This window comes from Phaeobacter sp. SYSU ZJ3003 (assembly GCF_041300735.1).
Lineage (GTDB): Bacteria > Pseudomonadota > Alphaproteobacteria > Rhodobacterales > Rhodobacteraceae > Phycobacter > Phycobacter gallaeciensis_A.
In genome coordinates this window covers 1-26210 of record NZ_PXNU01000001.1, presented here as the reverse complement: position 1 = coordinate 26210, position 26210 = coordinate 1, and the positions used below count along the sequence as shown (strand labels likewise).

Below are 26210 nucleotides of genomic sequence, written 5' to 3'. Positions count from 1 at the left end.
GTTGACAACCGCAACCTCTATCCCGAGTCGCGCACCCTGACCGAAAGGATCCTCGCCATGCCCGCCAAAACCGCCCCCACCGGCTATTCCCGCCTTCAGATCACGCTGCATTGGCTCGTCTTCGCACTGATCGCGCAGCAATACCTTTTCAAGGACGCGATGTCGGCCGCATGGGACCGCATCACCGATGGGCTGGAGGCTGGGTTCGACCCGCTCGTGCTGGCCCATGTTGCGGGCGGCGCGCTGGTGATGATCTTCGCGCTGTGGCGGCTGACCCTGCGCGCCCGGCGTGGGGTGCCCCCGGCGATCGAGGCCAGCAAGGTGCAAGGCATTTTCGCGAAGCTTACCCATGTCGGCCTGTACACGCTGATGATCCTGATGCCACTCAGCGGGTCTGTCGCGTGGTTCGGCGGGGTCGAGGCCGCGGCGCAGGGGCACAATGTGTTGAAGATTGTCCTGCTGACGCTGATTGCGCTGCATGTGATTGGCGCGCTCTACCACCAGTTCATCCTGCGCGACGGCACGCTGGCGCGGATGCGCCGGGCGCAGGGCTGAACCCATGCGCCTCGTCCCGCTCCTGGCGCTGCCACCCATCGCGCTCGGCATCGCCGCGGCGGTCTGGATGATCGCCTCCGCCCCCGGACCCGCGCAGGTCGAGGGCGGCGCATCCGCGCTGCCTGTCCGGGTCATGACGGTTGCGGCGGAAGACATCCGTCCGTCCGCCACTGCCTGGGGAAACCTGCGCGCAGCCGAGACCTGGGTCGCCGTGGCCGAGGTGCAGGGCGAGGTGATCTGGAGCCATCCCGACCTGGAGCCAGGTCGCCTGATCCCGGCGGGAATCGAGGTGCTGCAGATCGACCCGACCGATTACGAACTGGCGCTGGCGCAGTCGCAGGCCGATCTTGCTGCACTCGCTGCCGAAAGCGCGCAACTGACCGCCGAGGCGGCCAATACGGGCCGCATCCTCGATCTGGAACGCGCGCGATTGGCGTTGGCCGAGGCCGATCTGACGCGCACGCGGACCTTGGCCGAACAGGGCACCGTCCCACAATCGCGCGCCGACGAGGCCGAGCGCGCGACCCTTCTGGCCCGCCGCACGGTGGCGGAACTGGAGAACACGCTCGCCCTGATCCCGTCTCGCCAAGCGCGGATCGCGGCGCAGGTCGCACGCAGCGAGGCCGCCATAGACCGGGCGCGCCGCTCGCTCGACCGCACGACCCTGACGACGCCGTTCGACCTGCGGGTGACCGAGGTGAATGCTGAGCTGTTTCAGACCGTCGCCCCAGGTCAGGTGGTGATCCGTGCTGACGGGATCGCGGCGGCCGAGGTCGTGGCGCATTTGCCGGTAGACAGCTTTCGACGGCTATTGGGAGATACACCGGAGGGCATCACCCTTGGCGACATGATGCGCGACATGCCCGCCACGCAGATCGAGGTGACGCTCAGCCCTATGGCGGACCCGAGGCAGATCTGGAGCGCCCGTGTTGTCGGGATCGAGGGCGTGCTGGATGCCCGTGCGCGCACCGTGCCGGTCGTGGTCAGGGTTGACGACCCCTATGAGGGCGCGGATCCGCCCCGCCGCCTGCCGCTGGTGCCCAACATGCAGGTACAGCTTCCCTTTTCGGGCGCTTCCATGACAGGCCTCATCCCTATCCCCGAGGCGGCGTTGCATGGCGACATGGTGCGTATCCTTGGCCCCGATGACTTGCTGGAATTGCGCCCCGTCACCGCCGCCTTTGCGCAGGATGGCCGCGTCGTTATCGCCGCTGGCCTGTCGCCGGGCGACCGCGTGGTGATCGACGACATCGCGCCGGCCATTCCCGGCATGGCCCTGACCCCGGTCGAGGTCCAGCCGTGATACGCTGGTTCACCGGCCACCCGACGGCGGGCAACCTGCTGCTTCTGTTGTTCCTTGCAGCGGGCATCTTTGCCGCGCCGGGCCTGTTGCGCGAAACCTTCCCCGATTTCCGCGCCGTCGAGGCCGAGGTCACCGTGCCCTACCGGGGCGCTGCTGCCGAGGATGTGGAGGCCGCGATCTGCGCGCCGCTCTGGGACGGCGTGCAGGGTGTCGAGGGGCTGGAAACCTTTTCCTGCACCGCGCAGAGCGGCCGCGCCCGCGCCGTGGCAACCATGGCGCCCGGTAACGATGCGCTGCGCTTCGTCAATTCGCTGCGCACCGAGGTGTCGGCCATCGACACCTTCCCTAACCGTGCCGATCCCGCGGTGGTACGCGAACTGCACCGCTCCGATCCGGTCACATCGGTCGCCATCTCGGGCGATCTGCCGCTGGGCGAACTTGACCTTTATGCTGACGGCCTGTCGGACCGACTGACCGCCTTGGCCGGTGTCGCCCGCGTAACGCGCGGGGGGCTCGGAACCCGAACAATCTCCATCACCTCTTCGAACGCCCTGCTCGACAGCCACGGCTTGACACCTGCCTCACTGGCAGCCGCCATCGCCGCACAGAACATCGACCTGCCCGCCGGTACGCTCGAAGGGCCGGGCGCGGACCTGACCTTGCGCTTCACCGCCGAACGCGACACGGCCACGGCGCTAGCCACGATTCCGGTTCTGGTCTTGCCGAATGGCGCGACATTGACGCTTGGGGACGTGGCGGTGATCGAGGAACGCTTCGAGCCGCCGCAGGACCGCGCCTTTGTCGACGGCGCGCCAGCCATATTGATCGACGTGGCCAAGTCGCTCAATGCCGATGCGCTGCGCGTGCTTGACGGGGTCGCCGCGCTGGTGGCCGAGGAGAGCGAACGCCTGCCGGACACGATCACCGTCGAGGTGGTTCAGGACGTGACATCCATCATCCGCGACCGGCTGGTGATGCTCGTTCAGAACGGGGTGATCGGGCTTGTGCTGGTCGTCGCGGTCATGAGCCTCTTCTTCCAACCCGGGTTCGCGATATGGGCCGCGATGGGCCTGCCCGTGGCCTTTGCGGGAGCCTTTGTTTGGATGGGGCTGACCGGGCTGAGCCTGAACATGATGACGCTCGTGGCCCTGCTGATGGCGATCGGGATCGTGATGGACGATTCCATCGTGATCGCGGATTCCATCGCAGTGCATGCCGCCAAGAGCGCAACGGTCGAAACCGTCGCGGCGGGCGTGGCAGCCGTGGCGCCCGGCGTGATCTCATCCTTCCTGACAACGCTAGCGGTGTTCCTGCCTTTAGCCTTCCTTTCGGGGGAACTAGGCGCGGTGCTCGAGGTCCTTCCGATCGTCTTGCTGGCCGCGCTCGCCGCGTCGCTGATCGAGGCCTTTTTCATCCTGCCGCATCACCTGAAAGGCGGAATGAAGGACATCGCCGCGTCCCGTTTTCGCATCCGGTTCGACGCGGGTTTCGATGCTCTTCGTGAGCGTGGCGTGGGCCGCATGGCTGATGCCGCGATCAAGGCGCGCTGGCTTGTTGTCGGGCTGGCCATCGGGGCCTTGATCCTGACCGTTGGTGCCTTGGGCGGCGGTGTCGTGAAGCGCGAGGCGATGCCCGAGATCGATGGCGACGTGCTGGAGGCCCGACTGATGCTGCCCGCAGGCACACCGCTTGTGCGCACGACCGAGGCCGTCGCTCAGGTTGAGGCGGCGCTAAACCGCGTGAACGCGCGCTTGACGCCGGAGCAGCCGCAGGCGCAACCATTGGTGATCCGCCGCATCACGCGGCTCGGGAGAAACCTTTCGGCTGGCGAAAGCGGTGCCCATGTCGCCACCGTTGCCATCGATTTGCTTGGGGCCGAGATACGCGCCAGCACGCTTGATGAAATCGTCACGCTCTGGCGCGAAGAAATCGGCATTCTGCCCGGTGTTTCTTCGCTGATCCTGACCGAGCCGGGGATCGGCCCGCAAGGCATCGCGGTAGAATTGCGCCTGACCCACCCCGACCTTTCCACGTTGGAGGCGGCGGGGCGCGCCACGCTGGCGGAACTCGAATCGTATGCCGGTGTGCGTAACGCGATCCTCGACCTGCGCACCGGCGCACCGGAGTTGCGGTTGAGCCTGTCGCAAGGCGCCGAAGCTCTCGGGCTGACCGCCACGGACGTGGCCGGCCAGATCCGCGCCGCCTTTCTCGGCACGCAGCTTGCGGAAATCCGGCGCGGCGATCTGGCCTGGGATCTGGAGATACGGCTGACGGCCAGCGACCGCGCTGTCCGCGATGACCTGAATACTTTCGAAATCGCCCTGCCGGGTGGCGGCACCGTGCCGTTATCCAGCGTTACTACGATTACCGAGGCACGCGGCTGGGGTAGCATCTCGCGCCGAAACGGATCGCGGACACTGACCGTTTCAGCCGATGTCGAGGGCCAGATCGGCAATGCCGACGCGATCACGGCCCGGCTGGCTGAGGGTTTCCTTCCTGACCTTGTCACCGCCACTCCCGGCCTCAACTTTGATATTGGCGGACAAGCAGCGAATTCGGCGGAAACCGTTGCCTCGATCCTACGCGGTTTCCTGATTGGGCTGGTGGGCATCTACCTGGTGCTCAGCTTCCAGTTCCGCAGCTATGTTGAACCGCTGATCGTAATGATCACCATCCCGCTCGCGTTTCTCGGGGTGATCTGGGGTCATGTCCTGATGGGCTACAACATCTCCATGCCGTCGCTGGTGGGCGCGGCCTCGCTTGCCGGAATCGTGGTCAACAATGCGATCCTGCTGGTTGGCGTCATAAACGCCCGCCGCGTCGATGGATTGTCGGCCGCGATGGCTGCGGGAGAGGCTGTGCGGTCGCGGTTCCGCCCGATCTTCGTCTCGGTCTCGACCACCATCATGGGCATGGCACCTCTGCTTCTGGAATCCTCGACCCAAGCACAGACCCTCAAGCCGCTTGTGATTTCGGTCGTGTTTGGGCTGTTGGCAGCGACGGTTCTCATTCTGTTGGTGTTGCCGGCATTCTATGCAGCGCTCGAGGACATTCGACCAAGGAAACAGTGCAAAACGGATGCCCGCTGAATGTCATGGTTTTTTTGCTCGAGGTGCGGCTCCTCGAACGATACGTGAATTGCAATCCAGTTGTTCCATGCTCAGAAGCCAGGTTCCTGATCGTCGGAGGGGGTGTTCTTGTTGGCTAGAATTCCTTCGTTATTCGTTTCGTCCCCTGATAAGCTTTCTGGGGCGCATTGCCCCGATTTTTGTGCGATGGTCGATGCAATCCGGGACAACTCTCTGGCTATCGTGATAGTTCCATCGGGCAGCACACAGGTCATGTCGGGGCATGTCGTGATCACATCGGTCAAGATGGACGTCAGCTTCAGGTCCTGTGCTTGCAAGCGCTCCTGCGCGCGTAAGCCGAGTACAAGAACTCGCGGCTGATTTTTTCCCAACAGCGCGAAGCCGTCCGTTATTTGAAGAACGGGTCCCTTGATGTGCACCCCTTCGATCGCCCCATGAAAAAGTTCCACCAACTCACTGACGGGATCGAGATTGAGCCCCAGACACATCAACTGAACCCGAGGCCTTTTCTTCTTCGAGTGATGTCCCTTTGATTGAGCAGTTCCACAGAGCGTCATCGCCGGTGTCAACGGTAGATTAGGATCAAGAATGTTCTCCAGCACATCATGGCGTTCAAAATCCGACGCAAAAGCTGATGTGAAAAGGCGCGCGTCTTTCGAAAGCGAATCACCTGCCTCACGCAGGGTCACGCTGCCCGGCATCACGTCAACCGCGCTCTTATCCCTGAACTTCAACCGCATACTTCGGGCAAAAATATCGAGGCTATGTCTGAACCCCGGAGTGACCCGACCCGCGATTTTCAACACGCGCGCAACCCAGCCGAGTAGCGTTAATCCACCTCGCTGTTGAGTACTGTGTCCAGGCGATCCAGTATTTCGGCCATGGTGTCGGATTTTTCCTTGATCATCAGCACCGCCTCTTTGACGTCCGCCACCTCGGCCTCGATCGCTTCCTGCCTGGTTTTCATGTCCGCGATCATCTTGATCAGACGAACCGCTGCCGTCCCGCCCGGGCCTGAGCCGTCCGGGTCCTCCAGCAGGTCTAAGAGGGGATGCAAGATCAGCACGTCCCCCCTGATCATTTTCAACCTGGCGGTTAATTTTTCCATCTCGTCCGGGATCTGGTGCACCGTTTTTTCGGTCTTCGGCGGCATCGGGCGGGTTTCCTCTCAAAGAATGTCTGTGGTCTGATTTTTCATGTTCGGCGTGGTCTAGGGCCCTAAGAATTTCAGGCGTTCTCAAGAGGATAGCCATGTCTAAGTTGAGCCGCGATCGCGTGAGCTGTGCTGCCCAGTCGATCCTTTTCTTCAGGTTTACGGGAAAGAAGGCGTCACCCAACGCGCTCGGTCGAAGCCGGCGCGTTGGACTCACGCAGACGAGGCTCGGGTGGCCATACGAGTTGATGTCTTCACTTATCTGATAAGGGCTCGCCAGGGCTGACAGCGCATCGTTCAAGGCGTCCAGGTTTTCCGGCCATTTCGAAAGGCCCGCATTGAGGTCATCCGCCAAACGGCGATATTCGGTGTCCCGGTTCAGCCGTCTCAAGGGGACACTGCCGTAAAGACGAGGTGGTGCGGCCGGTGAGAAATAGTCAGGTATCGGCAAGCCCAGACGCTCGGCCAGCAGCTGGTGAGTTTCCGCTGTATGCGCTTTTGACCGGATCGGCCTGATTTCCCGAAACTCGAAGGTCTCGCGTGCCGCAAAACAGTGGACGTGGTCACCGGGGGTGTCGGTATGGCGCGCCATGACCCAAGGGGTCAGTTCAACGGGAAACTGGTGGCGTTTCATCACGAAGCGCATCGAGGCCAGCCACGTCTCTCGATCAAGCCAAACCCCCTCCGGCGCTGACAGCGTGATATGAACAAAACCGCAAGCACCGAACTGTTCGAAATGATCGCGCAACTTTGATGCGGACCGCGCGATCACGGTCCCGCCGAGTACCTCACTGCCTTTCCGCAGATCATATCGCGCCAGTTCGACGGCCGAGTGATGCGATGTGAAATGCGGACGCATTACCTTTTTTTCCTCAATTCCGCGATCAGCCTGTCGCACAGACCTTCCCAGGTCCGAACCATGACCTTCACTTGATCAGGGGAGATCGGTGAGTTTTCTGCGTGCGCTGCCGCGCGGATGTCATGCAGGACTTCCGCAGCTTCGCCCATTTGAGCGGCCACCATACTGATGCCATGCGTTCCATATTGACGAAGCGCGTGAGCCGCGAGGGCGTTCACACTGCGAAATCCATGTTGATGCGCTTTGCGCTCCATCCCGGGGAATTCTTCGTCATGGACTCGAAATTTTATTTCGCGTTTTCCGCCGCGCCCGCTGAGTGGTGTCAGTTCGATCGTCACCCTTACCGGTCCCTTCCATTAAGTGCTGAGACGCCGGGTCAAAACCATCAACCACGGGCTGCTCTCGTCATTGTCTAGTATATGCCGAAGGTGCTCCGATCCGAAGTCGAAGGGACGGTAAATAGGGGGTTTGTCCCCATAAAAAAATCCGGATGCGTTTCTGCATGGACGGTCGTTCATAGAGAGTTTGGGCCCAAACCCTATAGGTTCTCGTATGCGCGCACGCGCGTACGAGCAAAAGGGACCGCCCCACCAGGAAGCACGGTCTCCCGACTTGACCCTTCGGTTTTTCATGGGTTCCGGCGATCTTCGTAGAAGAAACGGAGAACGCGATGACCACTGGCAGTACCAAAACATCTCTTCCGGGCTCCCTGACACAGGAGGGTCGACAGGAGGATTGTAACCTGTTCGCCGACATCAAGGTTGCCGACTGGCTCGGCGAGCGGGTGGGGAGGCATACGAACGACGTGGATCTCAAGCAAGAGTCGAGTGGATCGGGCTTGCTCGATGATATCCGGGCCATGGATGTCGTAAACATGGTGCTGGCAGCGGCAGACGAGCCCCTTGATCGGATGGCTGATCCGATATCCCTGAAGTGGGTGAAGAGCGTCGGATGGGTCCGGTCCGGAATACCCGTGGTCGTACCAGGGAAAACCATAAGGTTCGCGCCTCCCACCGAACAGCCGGGGACCCTATCAGATCGGGCATGCCTGAGCGTGGGGCCGTTCGCTGTATTCACCACATTTTATGCGCGATGGATGCGTCCACAAGGTCGGGGGCCTCCAGTCTGTAAGGCGCACCGGTCGCATCGGGTCACCCTTAAATTTCTGAACCACGATCACGCGTCAGTTGCGAACCAACCGGCGCGCTCAGGGGAAGCTTGTTCAAGTCAGCGCGGATTTGCCGCCAGCCCGGCATATGTCGGTCGAGCACGGCCACGAAAACGTCGTCATGCCTTCGCGACACGAAATGCGCCATTTCATGGAGGATCACGTAATCGAGGCAGACCAGCGGCTTTTTGACCAGATCAAGGTTGATCCAGAGGCGCCGAGTATCCGAATTGCACGATCCCCATTTCGTGTGCATCGCGCGGATGCCCCACGCGGGTTCCGCCACGCTAAGACGGTCGGCCCATTTTGAAACCCTGGGAGCGGCTTTGTCCCGGAGTTCTCTACGATACCATGCGGACATCCACCGAGCTTTATCTGACCGGCTGGCGTCATGGGGGACCACCATGGTGATCCGGTCGGCGCTGTCGACACTGATCTGCCCGGCACGGACCTGAGCCTGCCTGACACCCAGTCGCAACGGACGCCCGAAATAGTAATGTGTCTCGCCCGATACGTAGAGCCGCTCCGGTTCCCGAGCCTGGTCTGCGAACTGACGCTGCTTGTTCTTTATCCAGCCCAGCCGAGTGACAATCGCCACCCGGATCGCGTCTTCGCTGATCGCCGGAGGGGCCGCGACCCGGACCCGTCCGGCGGGAGGATAGACGCCGATATGCAGGTTCTTGATCGGCTTCCGGACCAGTTCAACCGACAGACCCGCGACCTCGATCTGCTCAGTATTCATGATGGGACCGGATAATCTCGATAATCTGTTCGACGGCTTCTTCGTCTTCAAGAACCTCCGACAGCTTGCGCCGGAGCATCCGCTCTTTCATCTTGTTTCCACGCCACCCGGTCTGGGCTGTTTCACGGATCGCCTGGTCGACCGATTGTGTCCGCGCTTCGTCCTGTCCGAGGTTGTCGTACAAGGCTTTGCGCCCCGCCGTGTCCATGCACGGCGGATAATCACTGCCGTGACCAGCTTTGACCGACCGGACCAGGTCCGCGATCCTTTCCAGATATTCCGCGTAGGCGAGCGCGTCGTCCTTCCGTTTTTTGACGAGGTCCGTCAACAGTTCTGACATGCGTTCATAGAATTTCGGGTTCACCGGCGTTTCATCGATGATGAGCTTGCGGACGTTGTTCTCGATCGCCTCGGCGACGTTCTCCCGCTTCGCCTTCAAGGAGGGGGGTAGCTCTTCCTCTACGGACGCCCCCTTGCTGGCGACCAGGTCGATCAGGCTGATATCGTCGAGATGCGAGATCACGTCGGACCCGTCCGCCTTTATATAGGTGTCGATCAGATGCCGCATGGCGGGCTCGAATTGTTTCATGTCGACCCCGTCTTCACTGTGAAGGCGCACAGCGTCCCGGAGCGCAAGCGCGCGATCAACTTCCCCCCGGTACTGGGCGATCTGAAGGTCGTTCACCCCGGATGCCGCCGGGTCTTCCGCAACCGAAGCAAAGGCCCGGGCATAGGCTCCAGCCAGCTTATAGAGCGCCTGGCGGCGGCGGGCTTTCTCATCCGCCTCAGGATCAACCTCCCAGCCGCCCGGGCTTGAAAAATATGCGAGGACCTCGGCATCCCCTTTCGGCTGTTCAACCGGGTCCAGCAGGCCGAACCATGCGTCGCGCGCTGTGGTCAGATCGACGCCAGCCTTCTCGGCCCGCGAAGAAATCAACCCGTCCACATCGCCGGCATCGAACGCGTCGAACGCGCCTGAGGTGTAATCATCGACCGCTGTCTCGATGTTCTTGAACAGGTCCTTGTAGTCGATCACATACCCGAAATCTTTGTCGTCCCCATCCAGCCGGTTCACCCGGCAGATCGCCTGGAACAGCCCATGATCGCGCATCTGTTTGTCGATATAGATGTATGTCGCCGTGGGGGCATCAAAGCCGGTAAGAAGGCGGCTGACCACGATCAGCAGCTTCATCCGGGCCGGTTCCTTACGGAACTTCCGCAGGGCCTCGGTCTCGTAGGCCTCCTCGTCTGTCGCAAGGTCCGTCATCAGCCGGTCATAGACACGATATACGTATTGTTTTTCCGTCTCGCCCATCCCGGCCTCTTCGCCGGTCAGTTCCGAAGCGTTCCGGGTATAGGAAGTGACGATCGCGCATTTCCCAGCGAGGTCCGAGCCGGAGTTCCGGAATATCTCGAACAACCGACAGGCCTCCGGGATCGAGCCCGCGACCAGCATGGCGTTGCCGCGGCCAGACTTCAGGCGCGGCTTAAGCTCCATGTCCATGATGATGTCGCTGGCGATCTGTTCCAGCCGGTCCTTCGAGGACAGGACCCGCTGCAGCGTACCCCAGCGCTGTTTCAGGGTCGCCTTGGCGACAGGGGTCAGCCCCTTTGTCTTAGCCTCGAACCACTCGTCAATCTTCGCGGGCGACGCTACGCGCTGGTCGATATCGCGCGCCTCATAACGCAGGTCCAGAACCACCCCGTCCTCGACCGCCTCGTTGAAACGATAAGGCGTACCGATATAGGGGCCGAATACCTCAAGAGACGTCTGCTTGTCCGACTTGAGCAGGGGCGTTCCAGTAAAACCGTAGAACACCGCATCCGGAAGGATCATCCGCATGGCCCGGGCCAGCTTGCCCGACTGGGTCCGGTGCGCCTCGTCGATAAACACGAAGAACGAGCCGACCGGCGCGCCGATCTGACCGCGCTGTATGTTGGCGATCATCTCCCCCAGTTCATCCTCTTCGCGCCGCCCGAACTTATGTACGAGGGAGGAGACCACCCGCTCTTTCGGGTCGGCCAGTGCCGCTAGCAGGTCGGCACCGGATTTCGCGCGGCGGACCTTGTCGCCGGTGTTGCCGAAGACGGTTTCGATCTGCTCGTCCAACTCCTTCCGGTCCGTCACCACCAGAATACGGGCATCGGGCAGAGTCTCGCGGATCCAGCGGGCCAGCATCACCATGATCAGGCTTTTCCCGGACCCCTGGGTCTGCCAGATGATCCCCGACTTGCGGGCCCGAACGGCCTCCTGTGCGGCCTTCACGGCGAAATACTGGTTCGGGCGCGTGACCTTCTTGATCCCGGCGTCAAACAGGATGAAATCGTTGATCAGCTCCAGGAACCGGTCCGGGGTCAGCATCTGCGACACGTCCCGTTCCAGCGGCATGATGATCTCGCTGTCTTCCTTCCACGCCAGCCAGTAGGGCTGCGGGGTCTGGATCGCGGCGTAGCGCAGGCCCTGCATGTCGTTGCCTGCAAAGGTGATCTGGACGGTTGTGAAGAAATGCCGGATGAATTCGGCCCGTTGGTTGTCCAGCGTCTGGCGGATACCCTCGCCGACCTCGACAGTGGATTTCTTCAACTCCACCACGCCCAGGGCGATGCCGTTTACATACAGGACAAGATCGGGACGTTTGTTGTAGGCCTTCGGGTTCTTCGCGGTGATCGCCACCTCTACGGCCACGCCCAGATCGTTGGAAGCCGGATTATCCCAGTCGATAAAGCGCACGGTGACCGGGGCCTCGCCGGGGCCAGGGGTGACCTGAACGCCGTAGCGCAGCATGTCGAATGTGACCCGGTTCGCTTCGAAGAGCTTCAGACCGTCCATCCGGGCCGCGCGCTGCAACTCGGCGATCGCCTTCGTGATGACCTCCGGGTCATACCCGCGCGCGGTTAGCCAGGGGCGGAGCAGGTCCGGTTCGATATTTGCGTTGCCGGGACGCTGGTGCCAGTCGCCCAGATACCGCCAACCGAGGCCGCCCGGGGCACCCGAGGTGTCGCCGCACATCTGGGCGATCATGCGGTTTTGCGTCGCGCGCTCCGGCTGGCCGATGGTCATGTGTGAATATCCCTTAAAGTAATGTCATACTAATCAGACGAGCCGGACCCGCCCTGTCAAAAGGTTTTGCATCATCCCCTCTTTGACTGCCCGCGCCTTTGTCAGGCGAGACTCGAGGCTCTGGATTTCGGTTTCCATGTCAGCCAGAACATCGCCGATGGCTTCCTGTTCCTTTAAGTCAACCGGAACCTGAATCTGATAGGTTGCGATTTTACCCCAGTCCGCGCGTGGCATGTGGGTGCCGTATGCCTCACAAGCGGCAGCTATGAAGCCATCAGATTGAACAACCTGATAGAGGAAACCGCTATCAATCCCCTGGCTCATCAACGGCCAGATTTCCGTTGAACATACGCCTTCTTTGTTTGCGCGATGGAACTTGCGCAAATAGGGCCGCAGACGCCCGAAGAGAACATCGCCCATCTCGAATGCGTATTTGACTGTCGTCCGGGTGGTCGCGTCCGCCCAAAATAGGATGCGCCCGGTCTCATGTTCTACCTGCTCCAATTCGATGCAGTTCTGGGCGACGGGATTGCCGAAAGTCTGAACTTTGGCGTTCCTGATCTTTGCAATCTGGCCGAAGAACTTAACCTCCCACTCGCCCGTGAACCCCGGGAGGCGGCGGCGGGCGGTGAGGAGGTCTTGCATCGCCCCCTGTTTGATCAGGCGCTTCTTCGCGATCACCCGCTCCAACCCCGCGACAACCCCATCCGCATCCGACAACGCGGCGGCAATGGCCTGTTGTTCGTGGAAGGGCGGAAGAGGAAGGGATAACCTGCTGAGAGCGTCAGGGTAAATATGTACGACTGCATCGCCTTGTGCCCGCTGAGCCTTTTGTTTTGCAATAGAGGCAGAGTTGAGCATGTAGGCGAGAAAACGTGGGTCCGGTCCATTAGGGCGGAAAACGATAATATCGCCTCCGGCAAATGCCTCATAGTCCCCCAAGAAACCGGTGCATTTACCTATTTCCTCTTTCGTTTCCCCTGACCCGGCAAAAAGGATATCTCCACATTTAATCTGGCGAGCGGATTTACTAATTTCTAGAGAAATGAAAGATCGGTGCGCCCGCAAAATTTCGGGGTGGTCAGTATATAATTCGCCGTATCGAACCGCTGGAATTTCACCACTCAGGGCTTCATCTTTGCGAATGCCCGCGCCTTTGGCGAAACTCCCGAGAGTTCCGAGATTAACGAGTTCCCAGTCATCGGGTATTACGTCATTCATACGGCCACCCCCATCGCTGCGACATGCCCGGCCACCCGCGCCTCCAACTCGGCCAGATCCTCCATGATCTGCGGCAAGGTCTGGCCGTAGCGTTCGGTCAGCACCCGCACGCGGGCGGTCAGGGTTTCCGTCCGGGCCTCGACCTCGGCCCCGATGGCCGCCGTGATATCGGCCAGCCACTTATCGTGGACCACAAGGTCGCGGATGTCGTCCCCGGTTAGTTCCGGGTATGTCTTGAGTACCGCCTCGGTCAATTCCGCCTCGGCCTCTTTCGCGGCTTTCTTCGCCGCGGCCTCGGCCGCGAGCAGCTTGGCCGCCTGTTTCAACAGGGGCCGTTCCTCGGCATCCGCCTCACCGGATTTCCCGCGCGCCTTCACTGATGCAGCGGTCAGCTTGCCGGTATCCGTCAGCGCGTCGGCCAGCAGCCCGCCCTCGGCCCCATGTTCCTCGGCCAGTTCCTCGATCTCCCGGCCCAGTTCCTCGGCCTTGGCGGTGGCGGTGTCCAGCGCCTCCTTGAGGTCTGGAAAGAAGCGGTCGACGATAAGCGCAGGGGGGATCACATCGGCTACGAGCCGGATCTTGTTCAAGGTCAGGTCGCCATCTTCCACCCACTTTGTCTTACCGTCCTTGACCTCCTTGCGGGCCTCGCGAAGATCCCGCGCGGCCAGCCAGCCGCCGCCCGAGATGATGAACACATCGTCCTGCATGGTATCCGACCAGTAGGACATGAGGCGCTGATAGGCCTCGTATTTATCCACCAGCGGGGCCGGTTCGAACCGGGTCAACATATCCTCGGCGATCGTGTGGATCAGGTCGCGGGGGTGATCACCCGGCTGGATACCCGACAGCGCTGGCGTATTCGCGGCGATCCAGCCATTCAGGATTTTCGTGATCTGCGCGCGAAAGGCGGCGAAATCCGGGTGGTTCCGGATGGTGCTGCGCACCTGATCGGGGGCAACCAGCGGATCGGCATACCCGGGCCGCGGGTTCGGCCCGAAGAGCGTGGCGCGTAGAGTCGGCATGACGGCCCAGAAATCATCCAGCGCATCAATGTCCCGCTCTGGCACGCCGCCATGCAGGTGGGCGGTGATGTCCTGCAGATCCTCAGGGTCGGAGCCGTCAATGTAGCGGGGGATGTTCAAGTTGAAATCGTTGCGGGTGATCTCGGTATAAGGGACCAGCCGGGAATAGCCGGGGATTTCCTGTGCGCGGGTGAAGGCGTCGATGATCTTGTGGATGTCACGCGCGCGCAGGCGGTTCTTGTTCCCGTCCTTGATGAACCCCTTGGAGGCATCGATCATGAATACGGGCCGGTCCGCCTGTGCTTCGGATTTGTCGAGAACGATGATCGAGGCAGGAATACCAGTGCCGTAGAACAGGTTAGCCGGCAGGCCGATGATCCCCTTGATAAGCCCACGTTTCAGGATATTTTCGCGCAAGCGGGACTCGGCATTCCCCCGGAACAGGACGCCGTGCGGCAGGATCACCGCGCCGGACCCGGTGGCCTTCATCGAGGCGAGGATGTGCAGAAGGAACGCGAAATCCCCGTTTTTCGCGGGTGGGTCGCCATCCACGAAGCGGTCATATTTTGTTTCCTCGGTTAGGCCCGAGGCCCAGGCCTTGGCCGAGAAGGGCGGGTTGGCGACCACAAAATCGAAGGTCTGGAGGGTGTGTGCATCGGTCAGGAAATGCGGCTCGGCGATCACGTCGCCCTGGGCGATTTCGGCGGTCTCGCGGTTGTGCATGATCATGTTCATGCGGGCGAGACCCCGGGTGGCGATGTCCATCTCTTGCCCGAAGATGGTGATGGGCACGCGGGCGGTTTCGGCGGCCTTGAGGAGCAGCGAGCCCGAGCCGCAGGTCGGGTCATAGACTGTCTGACGTGGACTGGTGGCCCGGTCCACGCCTGCCACGGCCGCCACGACACGCGAGACCTCGGCCGGGGTATAGAACTGGCCCTTCGACTTACCCGCCTCGGTCGCGAAGTTCCGCATCAGGTATTCGTAAGCATCGCCAAGGATGTCGTCGCCGTCGGCGCGGTTCTTTGAGAAATTCAGCTCCTCACGGCTGAAGATGTTGATCAGCGCGGTCAGCGTGTTGACCATCTTCTGACCGCGCCCGAATTTCTCGGGGTCGTTGAAAAAGGCCCGGTCGATCACGCCCGACAGGTCGTTTTCCTCGGCGATCCTCGCGATGATGGTGTCCATCTCCTCGCCGATGTTCTTTGACCCGCGCAGGGCTTTCATGTCGTTGAAGGAGGAACCCGATGGCACCTCGATCAGCGCATCCGGCTGACCGGCCCGGTCCGAGACGTATTTCACGAACAGCAGCGTGAGGATGTAATCCTTGTAGAGCGAGGCATCCATGCCGCCCCGAAGCTGGTCGCAGCTCTCCCACAAGGAGCGGTAAATGTCGCTTTTCTTGATGGCCATGCTGCCCCCCGTTGATCCGTTTTTTATGCTTTCACATAGGAATAGCCGGAACTGCTCCCGAATGACAGCGTGGAAAGCACGCCCAGCCCGCGCGTCGGAACAACATCAGGCCAGCAGAGCTGTCCCCAGTCATCCCCGGAGTTGTTGTCCCGGGGGCACATCTGATCCGAGGTACGGAAAGAGGTTTGAAATGATGTTGAAAAATGGTGGTATAAGGACCTGTTCGTCTGAGTGTTCAGAAGCAGAAATCCCCATTCCGACGAGCCGTGCGAACGCAAGCTTGTAGGAGGAAAGCGTGATCTGCGCCAGTACGTGAGTTGCAGTGACCGGGGTCACGATTATCATTATGCTGCCTTGCCTGTAGCAGCCTCATCGACGGCCAAGCCCTTGGCAGTCTGGGGTAATGCTGACATTTTAGCCGGTGTCAAAAATATGGGTGGGCGGAATGGGTTTACATGATCAGAAAATTGAAGGCGTCCCGCAGTTTGTCAGCTATTTTGCGCCCGTGATCGAGATCATGCGGGATTTGGGCGGCCAAGCCCGCCCGCGTCAGGTCTTTGATGAGTTGATCAAGCGGAATGACATCCCAGAAGATTTTCTTGCGCTGAGCAACAAGAATGGCGGCTCGAAGTTCGAGAACAGGGTACATTTTGCTCGGTCTTATCTATACTCAGCCGGCATCATAACCGCGCCCAGCCGCGGTGTCTGGGGGTTGTCAGATCAGGGATGGAAGGCGGAACTTTCCCCTGAATGGGCAGCCGAGATTTTCAGGACGGCCCGGGTCAATTTCTCTGGGGATGAGGATGAACAAGAAGCGCCCAAGGATGATCTTGCACCCGAGGGGGTGAGCCACTGGTATGTCGGGGCATCATGGGGAGGCGAGGACCAGACCGACCGGTTCTTGAACGAAGGCGTCTGGCAGAACGGCTATGACGACAAATTCTCCAAGCTTGTCCGGCAGATGAAGCCCGGGGACCGGATTGCCATCAAAGCCTCGTTCACTCGCAAGAACGATGTTCCTTTTGAGAACCACGGCCGTGCCGCGAGTGTCATGCGGATCAAGGCCATCGGGACCATCACTGCGAACCGTGGCGATGGCAAGACAGTCGAGGTGGACTGGCAAGAGCTTAACCCGCTTAAGGACTGGTATTTTTACACTTATCGTACAACCGTTGCCCGTGCCCGTGTGGAGGATGATGACATGGCAAGGCGGCTTGTGGCATTCACCTTTGACGGAGAAGATCAGGACTACGGCTATTTCCTCAGCCATTCCTACTGGGCAGAACGTTTCGCCCCAGAGATCGATCCCCTGAGCGCAAGCGAGGCAGAGGACGCTGCGGAAGATGACAACGCCCCCGGGCCAGAAATCGTGCCCTACACGGTGGATGACATTATCAATGAGGGCGGCTTTATGGAGCGCGATACCTTGTCGGGGCTTGTGGATCGCCTGTCATCCAAGAAAAACCTGATCCTGCAGGGGCCACCCGGGACGGGGAAAACCTGGCTCGCCAAGCGACTAGCCAAGGCTTTAATCGGCCGCAGGTCTCCTTTGCCCGATCAGCTGCGCTCTGTCCAGTTTCACCCCTCGCTATCGTATGAGGATTTTGTGCGGGGGTATCGCCCCTCCAGCAATGGGTTGACCCTAACCGACGGGATTTTCCTGCAAGTGGTCGAAGCCGCACGTGCCCACCCCGATGTCCCTCATGTACTGATCATCGAGGAAATCAACCGTGGCAACCCCGCTCAAGTATTCGGCGAGATGCTGACGCTTTTGGAAAACACCAAACGCAGCCGAGCGGATGCGATGGAGCTGGCCTATCGTAAAGTCCCGGGTGAAAAGGTACATATCCCCGACAACCTGCATATTATCGGCACGATGAATATCGCGGACCGCTCCCTTGCTCTGGTCGATCTGGCCTTGCGTCGCAGGTTCGCCTTTGTGACGCTGGACCCCATGTTGAACATGGCTTGGGAAGACTGGTGTCGTGATAGGGATTTCCCGGATGACGTGATCTCCCTGATGCGTGAGCGCATGACCGCGCTGAATGACACAATAGCACAGGATCGGGCCCTAGGGCCGCAGTTTCGGGTGGGCCATTCCTATGTCACCCCCGGCGATGATGACATTCCAGACCCGCGGGCATGGTTCGTCGAGGTCATCGATACCGAGATCGAGCCACTGTTGCAGGAGTACTGGTTTGATGCCCCGGATCGAGCCCGTGATACGGTGCACACCTTGCGTGCCGGGCTGTAATGGCCACAGCGATCCCCTTGCGCAATATCTGGCTGCTTTTTCTGTACGCAGCCGATCTGGTGCAATTCAAAGGCCGGTTTGATAATCAGGTCGAAACCGCCCGGGATCTTCCTGATCTGGTGGCACGGCTTTTGACCCATGTGGTCGAGGAACGACTGCGCAGGAACCTCTCGCGTGGATACCGCCCCCGGGTGGCTACCCTGTCGCGGGTGCGCGGTCGCATCGATATGCTGGAAACCACGACACGCCGTTTGATGGACCGTGGTCGCATCGCCTGCCGCTTCGAAGAACACACGATGGACACGCCCCGCAATCGGCTGGTCAGGGCAGCCCTCGCACAGCTCGCAACACGCGTTGCGGATGATCTGGTGGCGCATCGCTGCCGCCAACTGGCCGGGGATTTTACCCGCATGGGCGTTGTCGGCCCCCGCCCGTCCTGGGCAGAACTTGCCAGTGACCAGATTGGTCGAAATGAGGCCACCGACCGTTTCATGGTGGCACTGGCCCGGATGGTGTTTGACACCATTATCCCGATGGAGGAGCCCGGAGAGGTATCAGGCGCCCTGCCTGACAGCACCGACCACCTGATCCGCCGCCTTTTCGAGCGGGCCGTGGGGAACGCCCTGCGCCTTGAACTGCAGCCTCAGGGCTGGAGCGTGACTCAAGGTAAACGACTGTCATGGCCGGTTACGGCCGCATCCCCTGGAATCGCCGAAATCCTGCCCGGGATGCAGACCGATATTGAGTTGAACCATGCCACAACGGGACACCGTATTGTGATTGATACGAAATTCACGGCCATCTTTACAGCGTCCAGCTATCGAGACCGGATTCTGAAAAGTGGCTACCTGTATCAGCTCTACACCTATCTGCGCAGCCAGGAACGGCTAGACGATAGCGCCAGCTTAACCGCTGTCGGGATGCTACTGCATCCGCAGACAGGGGGGGCAGTCGATGAAGAGGCGACAATCCAGGGACACCGAATGCGCTTCAAGACGGTTGATTTGGCCTGCGATCCTGGAGAGTTCGAGATGAGCTTACGGGGGCTAGTCTCGGAATGAGGGCGTATTAGCCGTAGATCGCTCAGTTTCCCTTGGCCACGGAAGCCAACCTTTCTTCAGCACGCTCTGCGCGCGCTTCGGCCTTCTCGAGGACACCCCGGAGGTCAGAAACTCTTTGCTCTAATCCGGATATTTTTTCCGTGGCGCGCGCATGTTCTAAGGTTAGAGCTTCATAGGCGGCCCGGAGCATATCGAGCTCATTCTGCACATCATTCAGTGCGGTTTCTGCGTCCTCATGCTGCTGCCTTGCGAGTTCGAGATTCGCTTTAAGTTCAGCTTCTTTTTCGGAATAACTCTCTCGTAGCTTCTTTAGCTCTCTGCGCAGAGCTTCCGTTGCTACGCCAGCCTCTTCTTGCGCATCGCGCCATATCCGCCCAGCCAGTTCTTGAGCGAGCTGCTCGATGGGTTCGGGCACATAGCGCTCTGCGAGAGCCTGACGTTCCTTCTGATCTTCTTTCCAGGCCCGCACCAAGGGAGTAATTGTGGTCATAGAACCGCCACCCAAAAGGCTGTGGACGGCTTGATTCGTCACTGGGCGGCCTCGCGAGATGAGTTTTTCGGCAGCCTCGGCGACTGCTTCGGGCGTTATGGACGACTGACGTGGCATGGCGCTGCTCCCTCGTTGTAATATCGTACATTATGATACGCAGGACGCCCACAGGAGAAGCGCGGGCGCCAGATTCTTGGTATGTGACTTCGTGATTGGTGTAATTAATTGTAATTGAAGGCTTGAACAAGGGGGATTGTATCACTAAATTACATTCAGGTCACCGGGCGCCCGATAAGCGGGCGAGAACAGAGATCCTACCCTCTGCCCCCGCCCTGACCGCCGAAGAGTCCTAAGGAGACCCTACGATGGCTAAGAACTATGTAACCCGCTGCGCGAGCGGTTTCAATTCCGCGCTTCCCGCCCACTCGTCCATCACCCCGCTCGTCATCACTCGCGCGATGACCCGTGCGCTGGTCGATCTGACCGCCGCCGAGCGCGACCTTGGCGACGATGGCGGCTTCGACCCGGCCCTCGCTGCCTATCAGGCCGCCGTCGATGAGGCCCGGGCTCGTGTCCTCGGGCACTGCGAGGCGCTTATCGCCCATCCCCTCGTCACGCTGCAGACCGCCGGTCTCCAGCGGGTCGCGATGCTGATCGCGACGGTCATCCAGTCCGCTGATCCGGCCGAGGTAGGGCGCATCCGGTCTGCGCTGACCGTGGCGCGCTGGGTCTGGCAGCTGCCGGCCACGGTGGCGGGCCACGCCTTCTATAATTCGGCCCTCGATGCCGCGCTGGACGCACTCGGCGGCTATATCGACGGGCCCGACGAACCGGAGCACACCCCGCCGACGGCGGGGTCCCAGAAGGTGATGGAGGCCCGTGCGGCGGTGGAGAGGGGCGATCATCCTATCCCGGTCGCCCATACCGAGGTGAGCGTCGCCTTCACCGCCCTTCTGCGCGATCTCGACGCCTGTGTGGCTGCCGAGCGGCGCATCCAGCGCGGGGCCGTGTCCGACGTGTTCGCCCCGGAGGTCGCTTCGGACCTGGCTGCGGCAGAGGCAGCCCACGAAGATCTCCTCATTCGGCTCGCAGAGGTCACCGCGCTGCCGGAGCGGCGCGATCTCGACCGCCCGCTGCGCCTGTTGGCGAAGGGGCTTCATGCGCTCCTCTCGGTGGAGGATGACGACGATCGCCAGCATATGCATGCGGTAATGGCCGGAAGCGCCGACCTGCTGCTCGTTCGGGGGGATGCCCCTGCGGTGCGCCGGGTGCGCGCGTTGCAGCGTCATTATTTCCGCGGCGTCGCGCGGCTCATGTCGATGGCGGACTTCGGAGGGAGGGGAACCGGGCCGGAGGATGACGGCACGGACGACGCGCCCGGGCTCGCGGCCTGAGCCGTCCCAGACCTCGCAAGGGGGGCCCGCGGCCCCCATTCCCTCTTCTCGAACGAAGGAGGCATGCATGACACAGCTTCTTCTTCCCGGCATCACCCTGCCGACCCGCCCCGCCGAGCCCCGCGACGCCCGTGACGCGCTGGCGGCCTATCCAGACATGTCCACCCAGGACCTTTGCCGCTATGCGAAGATTCTCGGCCATTCGGCAGAGCTTGTCGTTGCCTCGATCCTGATGCGCCTCGGGGAAAGGGACTATCCCGCGCTCGAGTACGAGCGTCACGACAGGGTCCTGTTTCTTCCCGGTGACACGCCCCTGCGCATCCAGGTCAAGACGCGTCACACCCGGACGCCTGCCGGCGACTACGTCTTTAATTTACGGCAGAGATCGGAGAGGGGCGCGACTGGGCGTGGTCCCTATTCAGCGGAGGATTTCGACATTCTGGCGATGGTCGCGCTGCCGGAAATGGCCGTCCGCTTCACCGCCGACTGGCAGACGCGCCATACGATCTACGCGAGCGAGATCCCTGAGCTTCGCCGCCATCCGCGCGAGTCTCTGGACGAGGCCCTGATGCGCCTTGGCTACGCCAACGCGATCCCCGGTCGCGTCGACCAGTCGGGCTGGCTCGACCTCGCCGCCTGACCACCGGGTCACTCTTTTCCCCTCAGATACATCCTCGGCCCGCTCCTCGGCAGCGGGCCGACGGTCCCCCTTTTTCTCTGGAGTTCTCCCATGACGCAGCCCTCGACCGCCCCTTCGATCCATCCCGCTGCCACCCCGGTCACCGATACCCCGGACTGGACCCGCCTTGCCGCCCAGATCCGGGACAGCCTGCTCTCCGGCACCGCCAGTTGGGCCGTCACCGCCTACACCGCTTCCGGCCCCACCGAGGATGACGACGCTGAAGCCTCCGTTGTGACGGCCGCCGACGCCGGCAATGGCGATAAGGCGACAGTCGACACTGGCACCCGTCGTGATACGACGCTGGCCGACACCGCCCGTTCGAGTTCCCACAGCGACACCTGGGATCTCGACGGCATTCTCGACCAGATCGAGGCCGAGGCCGATGGGGCCATGACCAGTTTCGCCGACGCGCTGCCTCCGGTCCCGGAGGACGCCACGGCGCAGCACCGGCGCTACCGCCTTCGCCCGGAGGCTGCGCTGGCCGTCGTCCGCGTCGCCAAGACCTTCGGCTCTGCCGAGGCCATGGTCCGGGCCCTCGGTGCGTCGGGTGCCGTGACCCTGTTCACCACCGCTGACCCAGCGCTCGACGAACACGTCATCCGGCTGATCGAGCATCTGGCCCAGCCCCACACGCTCTGGCCGCGCGGCGCGGCGATCCCCGTTGTCCTGAGCGCAGAGAAGGCCGCATCCGCCAAGTCCGGCGCGTCCGAACCGGCTGTCGCTGCACTTTCGGGTTCCCTGCGGCTGGCGCTCGACACGCGCCGCCCGGCCGCCCTCATCGCCCCGGCGGCCGGAACCGCGCCGAAGGCGCTCAAGCCCCTCAATCCGGAGATCATCGCGCTCGCGCCCCTCGACCGCGCGATGTTGGCGCAGATCCTCGGCGATGCCTATCCGGAGGCAGAGGCCCACGGCACCGCGCTCAGCGCACTGCCCGCCGACGCACCGGTCGCGCGGCTCACCCCCGGCGACCTGCTCCTCGCCCTGCGCTGGCCCGACCCCGGCCGCGCCGTCGCCACGCTGGCCGCCGCGCTGACCCCCGAAGAGACCGAGACCGGGCCGGGACTGGCCGAATTTCCGCTGCCGGACGAGGTCCGTGGTCCGTTGGAGCAACTCGTCGAGGATCTTCGCGCCTGGCAGGCGGGCGAGATCCCCTGGCGCGACGTCAGCCGCGGCCTCTTGCTCGCCGGCCCTCCGGGCACCGGCAAGACCGAAACGGCCAGGCAGGTCGCGCGCGAGGCGGGCATCGGCATGATCGCGGCCTCGCTCGCCACGTGGCAAGCGCGTGGCGAGCGGTCCTCCGATCTGCTTCGGGCGATGAAGGCGGATTTTGCCAAGGCCGCCAGCGAAGGGCCCTGCATCATTTTCGTCGATGAGATCGACGTCTTCGGGGACAGGAACCGTCGGGACCACAATGCCTCCTGGACGGAATATGTCGTCGGAAGTTTGCTGGAATGCCTCGACGGCTTTACGGCTCAGGAGGGGGTCGTGGCCATGGCCGCGACCAATCACGTCGACAGGGTGGACCCCGCCTTGCGTAGGCCTGGGCGTTTTGACCGCATCCTCCATCTGCGCCACCCAACGGTCGAGCTGATGCCGCGAGCGCTGCGCTGGCAGGCCTGGCCCGACCTGCGCGACGCCGACTTGACCGCCATCGCCGTGCAGGCCGTCGGCATGAGCGGCGCCGACGTGGCGGGCCTGGTTCGCGCTGCCCGGGCAAAGGCCCGGCGGGCGGGTCGCCCACTTAGCGTGGAGGATCTCTCCGCGACCCTCGCGGAAATCCGGCCCGCCATGCCGGACGCCGTCCGCTGGCAGGTCGCGGTGCACGAGGCGGGGCATGCCCTGGTCGGTGCTGCCACCGGGGTCGCCACGCTCCGCGTGCTCGCCCTCCAGGGCGACGGCGGCGTCACCCATGCGGATCGGCATGTGATCCACCAGCGCCGCTCCGAGCTCGAGGCCGCGCTGGCCCTCGACATGGCCGGACGCGCGGCGGAGCGCATCGTCTTCGGTGTGGCATCGGCCGGCGCCGGGGGTGCCTCGGATTCCGACCTCGCCCGCGCAACCACCGTAGCTGTCGCTATGGAGACCGCCTGGGGGCTCGGGGACCGGCTTACGTGGTCCGGTGACCCCGAGGCCATCGTCGCGCGCTTGCGCCTCGACCCGCCGCTCGCGGCGCGCGTCGAGGACCACCTCCGCCGTGCGGAAGACCGTGCGCTCCGCATCTTGCGGGAGCAAAGGTCGGCCCTCGAAGCCATCGCCACCGCGCTCCACAACAGGGGCATGCTCACCGGTTCCGCGCTGGATGAGCTGATCTCCCAGGTGAAGCCGGAGGCTGCGCTCCAGAGGCACGAAGAGGCCGCGATGGCGATCCCGGGTGAGATGGACCGGTCCGGGCTCGGCGACGAACGAGCGGACAATCCGCATGCGGACTGGTCAGCGGCCTACCGGCCCCTCGATCACGCCGCCTGATCCGCCCAGTACCCGGCCGCCTGTTCGACCCTGCGCAGGCGGTCGGCGAAGCCAGCGCAGACGCTAACCGTGGTCAGGACGCCCGTCTCGAGGGTGGTGCGTTCGATTAGGGACTTCCTAAGAATGGGAAGGCTTGATCACGTGATCCCAGTCTCGATCGCAGAGCGGCGCCGCGCTCGATCTATTCTCCACCGATACCTTCATGCCTGGTTCTTGTTCAGAGAAACGCGCCTATGGCGCGCGGCGCCCGTCCCGTATTCTCGGGGCGTTGTGTTGAGATCGACATAACCTGCTCGCGGTTTGCCTGCACCAGCTTGAATTCCAAGGTCGGGTGGCACACTGTGACACCTGACTGTGACACCACGGACCGACCTAAAATTTTTTCTGGTTTAATATCAGTCACTTATTTGTTGTTAAAATATGGCTCCGTTCCCTACCGCCGGAGCCATAAAAAGCCCTCAGGTCGCGCAGACCTGAGGGCTTTTTTGGTGTCGGAAAGTTTGACGCCATAGCTCCATCCTTTTGATGAAAGCCTGCGCCTTGGGGGAGGCACTGCACCTACCTTAAGGGTGGCCAACCAACCTGAGTTGCCAACTGATTACCTCTGGCGGCCGGACTTCCAAATGCACAGATAATTCTTTCCTCTTTATTGGAAATCAAAACGTCTGTCTTTGGGTTTGAGCTCAAAAAGCATGGCGCAAGGGCAGTGCCCCACTGCACTCTCTTTCACATCTCGGAGGACGGCAAGGAACACAAAAAGCTGTCGCATTAAATGGACTAATTGATGGCCTCAAAGGCCACATCCACGGACACAGGGTTCGGACCGCAGAACGCGGACGTGGTACGTCGCCATTCTGGACTCTAGCACTCAATTGGAGACCAGAATGTAACTTAGAAGGTAAGCGATGCATCTGGCCCCCAACTGTAGCTCTTTCGGAGATACCGCCCTCCTCGTATATTGGCGCTATGCGCCAATACAGCGGTTTCGATACGACGCGTTTGCAGCCCAATATGGTGGTAGCAAACTAGAGACTCTTACATTTCAAAGCGCCCTTCGTGGAAGTCGACCACTGAACGAATGAATTGCGCAGCAACAAAAACGTAATTTCTCCCGGTGGCATCAGATATGTTCCAAGAGGTACCAATATCTGCATCTACACCATGATCCGCCGCATTTCGGATGTGCCCCAGATACTTGCTTGCATTTACGAGTTTGGGAGGTAGATGTCCTGCGCCACGTAGGGATTCAACTTTAGCGTTTAGGCCGTGTGACCCTCCAACTGAATGACCGCGTTCATTCCCATACCAGTTCAAAAAAGACTCGATTGCGTTGCCCGCGTTGACAACGGCTTCCCGACCTGTACCACCGCCAGAAGCATGGCGAGCACCAGCGGCCAAAGGAGCAATGACTTCGTCATGGTCACAGACTGCGGCAGCGTTAGCTCCAATTTCCTCTCGGACTCGATAAACTGCAGCCGCTTCCTCACCGCTACCAGCGGCCAGTTCCGCTAGTAGATTACTCATGCTCTTGTTGTCCCGCTCATAGTTGTTTCCGTGGCTAACGGTCAGCGCTCCGCTGAACGTGGCGAGGCTTACTAATGTGTCCTTAATTTCCTCGCGATGACAATCGAGGTCTAGGCGAGCTTTGGTTCTGTTCGCCGCTGTTGAAGCATCAGCAGTAGCCTCAAGCTCCTCGCGAAAGATAAGGAAGGGTTCAAAAGACTCTATCGTGACGCGCAGGACCGCTGCACGCTCCTTCTCTTGTGGCGTTCTCAGCAGTTTGCAGAGTGGGCTGACAGGCGAGAACACACCAGCACCTTCACCCAAAAGTCCCAGATCAACAGCCAGCGCAAGCGCCTTGTCGGTCAACCCTGTAGGAAGGTCAGTGTAAAGGCCTATTCTCGCACTATCAGCAGCACCCTTTAGTGCAACTGCGGCTTCAGACACTCTTATTACTTGCTCTGCAGTAGCCTGAGAGAACGGGCGGGGCATTGGACTTGCCCTGATTTAGTGGAGAGCGTTTAGCTCACTTTCCGGGCCTTTCTCTCGAATGCGATGGGGCTTAGAAAGCCGAGCGATGAATGTCTCCTGACGGGATTATAGAACCCGTCGATGTATCTGGCGATTGCGTTTTCGGCTTGCTGGCGGGTTTGCCATGCGATCGGCCAGATCAGCTCCGACTTGATGGTTTTGAAGAAGGTCTCGACCATCGAGTTGAAGCTCCTATATCGGTCAAGCCGTGATTTCCGCTGTTTTTGGCACACAAAGCTGACTGTAGAT

General features: G+C 61.4%; 17 protein-coding genes. 8 read left to right on the top strand and 9 right to left on the bottom strand.

Features of this window, described 5'->3' with window-relative positions; genetic code table 11:
- Positions 1-57: 57 nt before the first annotated feature.
- The 3 genes from C6W91_RS00085 to C6W91_RS00075 are packed head-to-tail and all read left to right on the top strand — an operon-like array spanning position 58 to position 4947.
- Complete coding sequence (locus C6W91_RS00085; RefSeq protein ID WP_370570375.1) at positions 58-555, top strand: cytochrome b; 498 nt, start codon at positions 58-60, stop codon at positions 553-555.
- A 4-nt stretch (positions 556-559) separates the two neighbouring features.
- A complete protein-coding gene (locus C6W91_RS00080; RefSeq protein ID WP_370570374.1) occupies positions 560-1858 on the top strand; it encodes an efflux RND transporter periplasmic adaptor subunit in 1299 nt (432 codons plus the stop codon).
- The gene (locus tag C6W91_RS00075) at positions 1855-4947 is read left to right on the top strand and encodes an efflux RND transporter permease subunit (RefSeq protein WP_370570373.1); all 3093 of its coding nucleotides are present in this window, start codon (positions 1855-1857) and stop codon (positions 4945-4947) included. The genes C6W91_RS00080 and C6W91_RS00075 overlap by 4 nt, the downstream gene beginning before the upstream one ends.
- A 71-nt stretch (positions 4948-5018) precedes the next feature.
- On the opposite strand, the gene C6W91_RS00070 is transcribed toward C6W91_RS00075, so the two are convergent.
- From C6W91_RS00070 to C6W91_RS00045, 6 genes are all read right to left on the bottom strand, one after another.
- The gene (locus tag C6W91_RS00070) at positions 5019-6959 is read right to left on the bottom strand and encodes a hypothetical protein (protein WP_370570372.1); all 1941 of its coding nucleotides are present in this window, start codon (positions 6957-6959) and stop codon (positions 5019-5021) included.
- Positions 6959-7297, bottom strand: a complete 339-nt coding sequence (locus C6W91_RS00065; protein WP_370570371.1) for a hypothetical protein — start codon at positions 7295-7297, stop codon at positions 6959-6961. The genes C6W91_RS00070 and C6W91_RS00065 overlap by 1 nt, the downstream gene beginning before the upstream one ends.
- Before the next feature lie 819 nt (positions 7298-8116).
- Positions 8117-8869 carry a M48 family metallopeptidase gene (locus C6W91_RS00060; protein WP_370570370.1) on the bottom strand — a complete coding sequence of 251 codons (753 nt, stop codon included), beginning with the start codon at positions 8867-8869 and terminating at the stop codon, positions 8117-8119.
- Complete coding sequence (locus tag C6W91_RS00055; protein WP_370570369.1) at positions 8859-11930, bottom strand: type I restriction endonuclease subunit R; 3072 nt, start codon at positions 11928-11930, stop codon at positions 8859-8861. Before C6W91_RS00055 ends, C6W91_RS00060 begins: the two co-directional genes overlap by 11 nt.
- A 33-nt stretch (positions 11931-11963) precedes the next feature.
- The gene (locus tag C6W91_RS00050; protein ID WP_370570368.1) at positions 11964-13151 is read right to left on the bottom strand and encodes a restriction endonuclease subunit S; all 1188 of its coding nucleotides are present in this window, start codon (positions 13149-13151) and stop codon (positions 11964-11966) included.
- The gene (locus C6W91_RS00045; RefSeq protein ID WP_370570367.1) at positions 13148-15583 is read right to left on the bottom strand and encodes an N-6 DNA methylase; all 2436 of its coding nucleotides are present in this window, start codon (positions 15581-15583) and stop codon (positions 13148-13150) included. Before C6W91_RS00045 ends, C6W91_RS00050 begins: the two co-directional genes overlap by 4 nt.
- A 445-nt stretch (positions 15584-16028) precedes the next feature.
- Here C6W91_RS00045 and C6W91_RS00040 point away from each other — a divergent pair, with 445 nt between their 5' ends.
- Positions 16029-17837, top strand: a complete 1809-nt coding sequence (locus C6W91_RS00040; protein ID WP_370570366.1) for an AAA family ATPase — start codon at positions 16029-16031, stop codon at positions 17835-17837.
- On the top strand, positions 17837-18898 hold the full coding sequence (mcrC, locus tag C6W91_RS00035) for a 5-methylcytosine-specific restriction endonuclease system specificity protein McrC (protein ID WP_370570365.1): 1062 nt from the start codon (positions 17837-17839) through the stop codon (positions 18896-18898). The genes C6W91_RS00040 and mcrC overlap by 1 nt, the downstream gene beginning before the upstream one ends.
- Before the next feature lie 22 nt (positions 18899-18920).
- Here mcrC and C6W91_RS00030 read toward each other — a convergent pair whose 3' ends face one another.
- The gene (locus tag C6W91_RS00030) at positions 18921-19505 is read right to left on the bottom strand and encodes a DNA-binding protein (protein WP_370570364.1); all 585 of its coding nucleotides are present in this window, start codon (positions 19503-19505) and stop codon (positions 18921-18923) included.
- Positions 19506-19753: 248 nt separating this feature from the next.
- Here C6W91_RS00030 and C6W91_RS00025 point away from each other — a divergent pair, with 248 nt between their 5' ends.
- The 3 genes from C6W91_RS00025 to C6W91_RS00015 all read left to right on the top strand — a co-directional run bounded on the left by C6W91_RS00025 (position 19754) and on the right by C6W91_RS00015 (position 23930).
- The gene (locus C6W91_RS00025; protein WP_370570363.1) at positions 19754-20782 is read left to right on the top strand and encodes a hypothetical protein; all 1029 of its coding nucleotides are present in this window, start codon (positions 19754-19756) and stop codon (positions 20780-20782) included.
- Between the two features lie 67 nt (positions 20783-20849).
- On the top strand, positions 20850-21422 hold the full coding sequence (locus tag C6W91_RS00020; RefSeq protein ID WP_370570362.1) for a hypothetical protein: 573 nt from the start codon (positions 20850-20852) through the stop codon (positions 21420-21422).
- Positions 21423-21512: 90 nt separating this feature from the next.
- A complete protein-coding gene (locus tag C6W91_RS00015; protein ID WP_370570361.1) occupies positions 21513-23930 on the top strand; it encodes an AAA family ATPase in 2418 nt (805 codons plus the stop codon).
- Between the two features lie 1035 nt (positions 23931-24965).
- On the opposite strand, the gene C6W91_RS00010 is transcribed toward C6W91_RS00015, so the two are convergent.
- Positions 24966-25877 carry a hypothetical protein gene (locus C6W91_RS00010; protein ID WP_274868754.1) on the bottom strand — a complete coding sequence of 304 codons (912 nt, stop codon included), beginning with the start codon at positions 25875-25877 and terminating at the stop codon, positions 24966-24968.
- 74 nt (positions 25878-25951) lie between these two features.
- On the bottom strand, positions 25952-26210 hold a 259-nt coding region (locus C6W91_RS00005; protein ID WP_370570360.1), incomplete at its 5' end, for an IS3 family transposase.

Excerpts from the sequence above, each read along its gene's own strand:
- C6W91_RS00085 (WP_370570375.1), top strand. The coding sequence starts at position 58 with ATGCCCGCCAAAACCGCCCCCACCGGCTATTCCCGCCTTCAGATCACG.
- C6W91_RS00080 (WP_370570374.1), top strand. The coding sequence starts at position 560 with ATGCGCCTCGTCCCGCTCCTGGCGCTGCCACCCATCGCGCTCGGCATC.
- C6W91_RS00070 (WP_370570372.1), bottom strand. The coding sequence starts at position 6,959 with ATGCGTCCGCATTTCACATCGCATCACTCGGCCGTCGAACTGGCGCGA.
- C6W91_RS00060 (WP_370570370.1), bottom strand. The coding sequence starts at position 8,869 with ATGAATACTGAGCAGATCGAGGTCGCGGGTCTGTCGGTTGAACTGGTC.
- C6W91_RS00055 (WP_370570369.1), bottom strand. The coding sequence starts at position 11,930 with ATGACCATCGGCCAGCCGGAGCGCGCGACGCAAAACCGCATGATCGCC.
- C6W91_RS00050 (WP_370570368.1), bottom strand. The coding sequence starts at position 13,151 with ATGAATGACGTAATACCCGATGACTGGGAACTCGTTAATCTCGGAACT.
- C6W91_RS00045 (WP_370570367.1), bottom strand. The coding sequence starts at position 15,583 with ATGGCCATCAAGAAAAGCGACATTTACCGCTCCTTGTGGGAGAGCTGC.
- C6W91_RS00040 (WP_370570366.1), top strand. The coding sequence starts at position 16,029 with ATGGGTTTACATGATCAGAAAATTGAAGGCGTCCCGCAGTTTGTCAGC.
- mcrC (WP_370570365.1), top strand. The coding sequence starts at position 17,837 with ATGGCCACAGCGATCCCCTTGCGCAATATCTGGCTGCTTTTTCTGTAC.
- C6W91_RS00030 (WP_370570364.1), bottom strand. The coding sequence starts at position 19,505 with ATGCCACGTCAGTCGTCCATAACGCCCGAAGCAGTCGCCGAGGCTGCC.
- C6W91_RS00025 (WP_370570363.1), top strand. The coding sequence starts at position 19,754 with ATGGCTAAGAACTATGTAACCCGCTGCGCGAGCGGTTTCAATTCCGCG.
- C6W91_RS00020 (WP_370570362.1), top strand. The coding sequence starts at position 20,850 with ATGACACAGCTTCTTCTTCCCGGCATCACCCTGCCGACCCGCCCCGCC.
- C6W91_RS00015 (WP_370570361.1), top strand. The coding sequence starts at position 21,513 with ATGACGCAGCCCTCGACCGCCCCTTCGATCCATCCCGCTGCCACCCCG.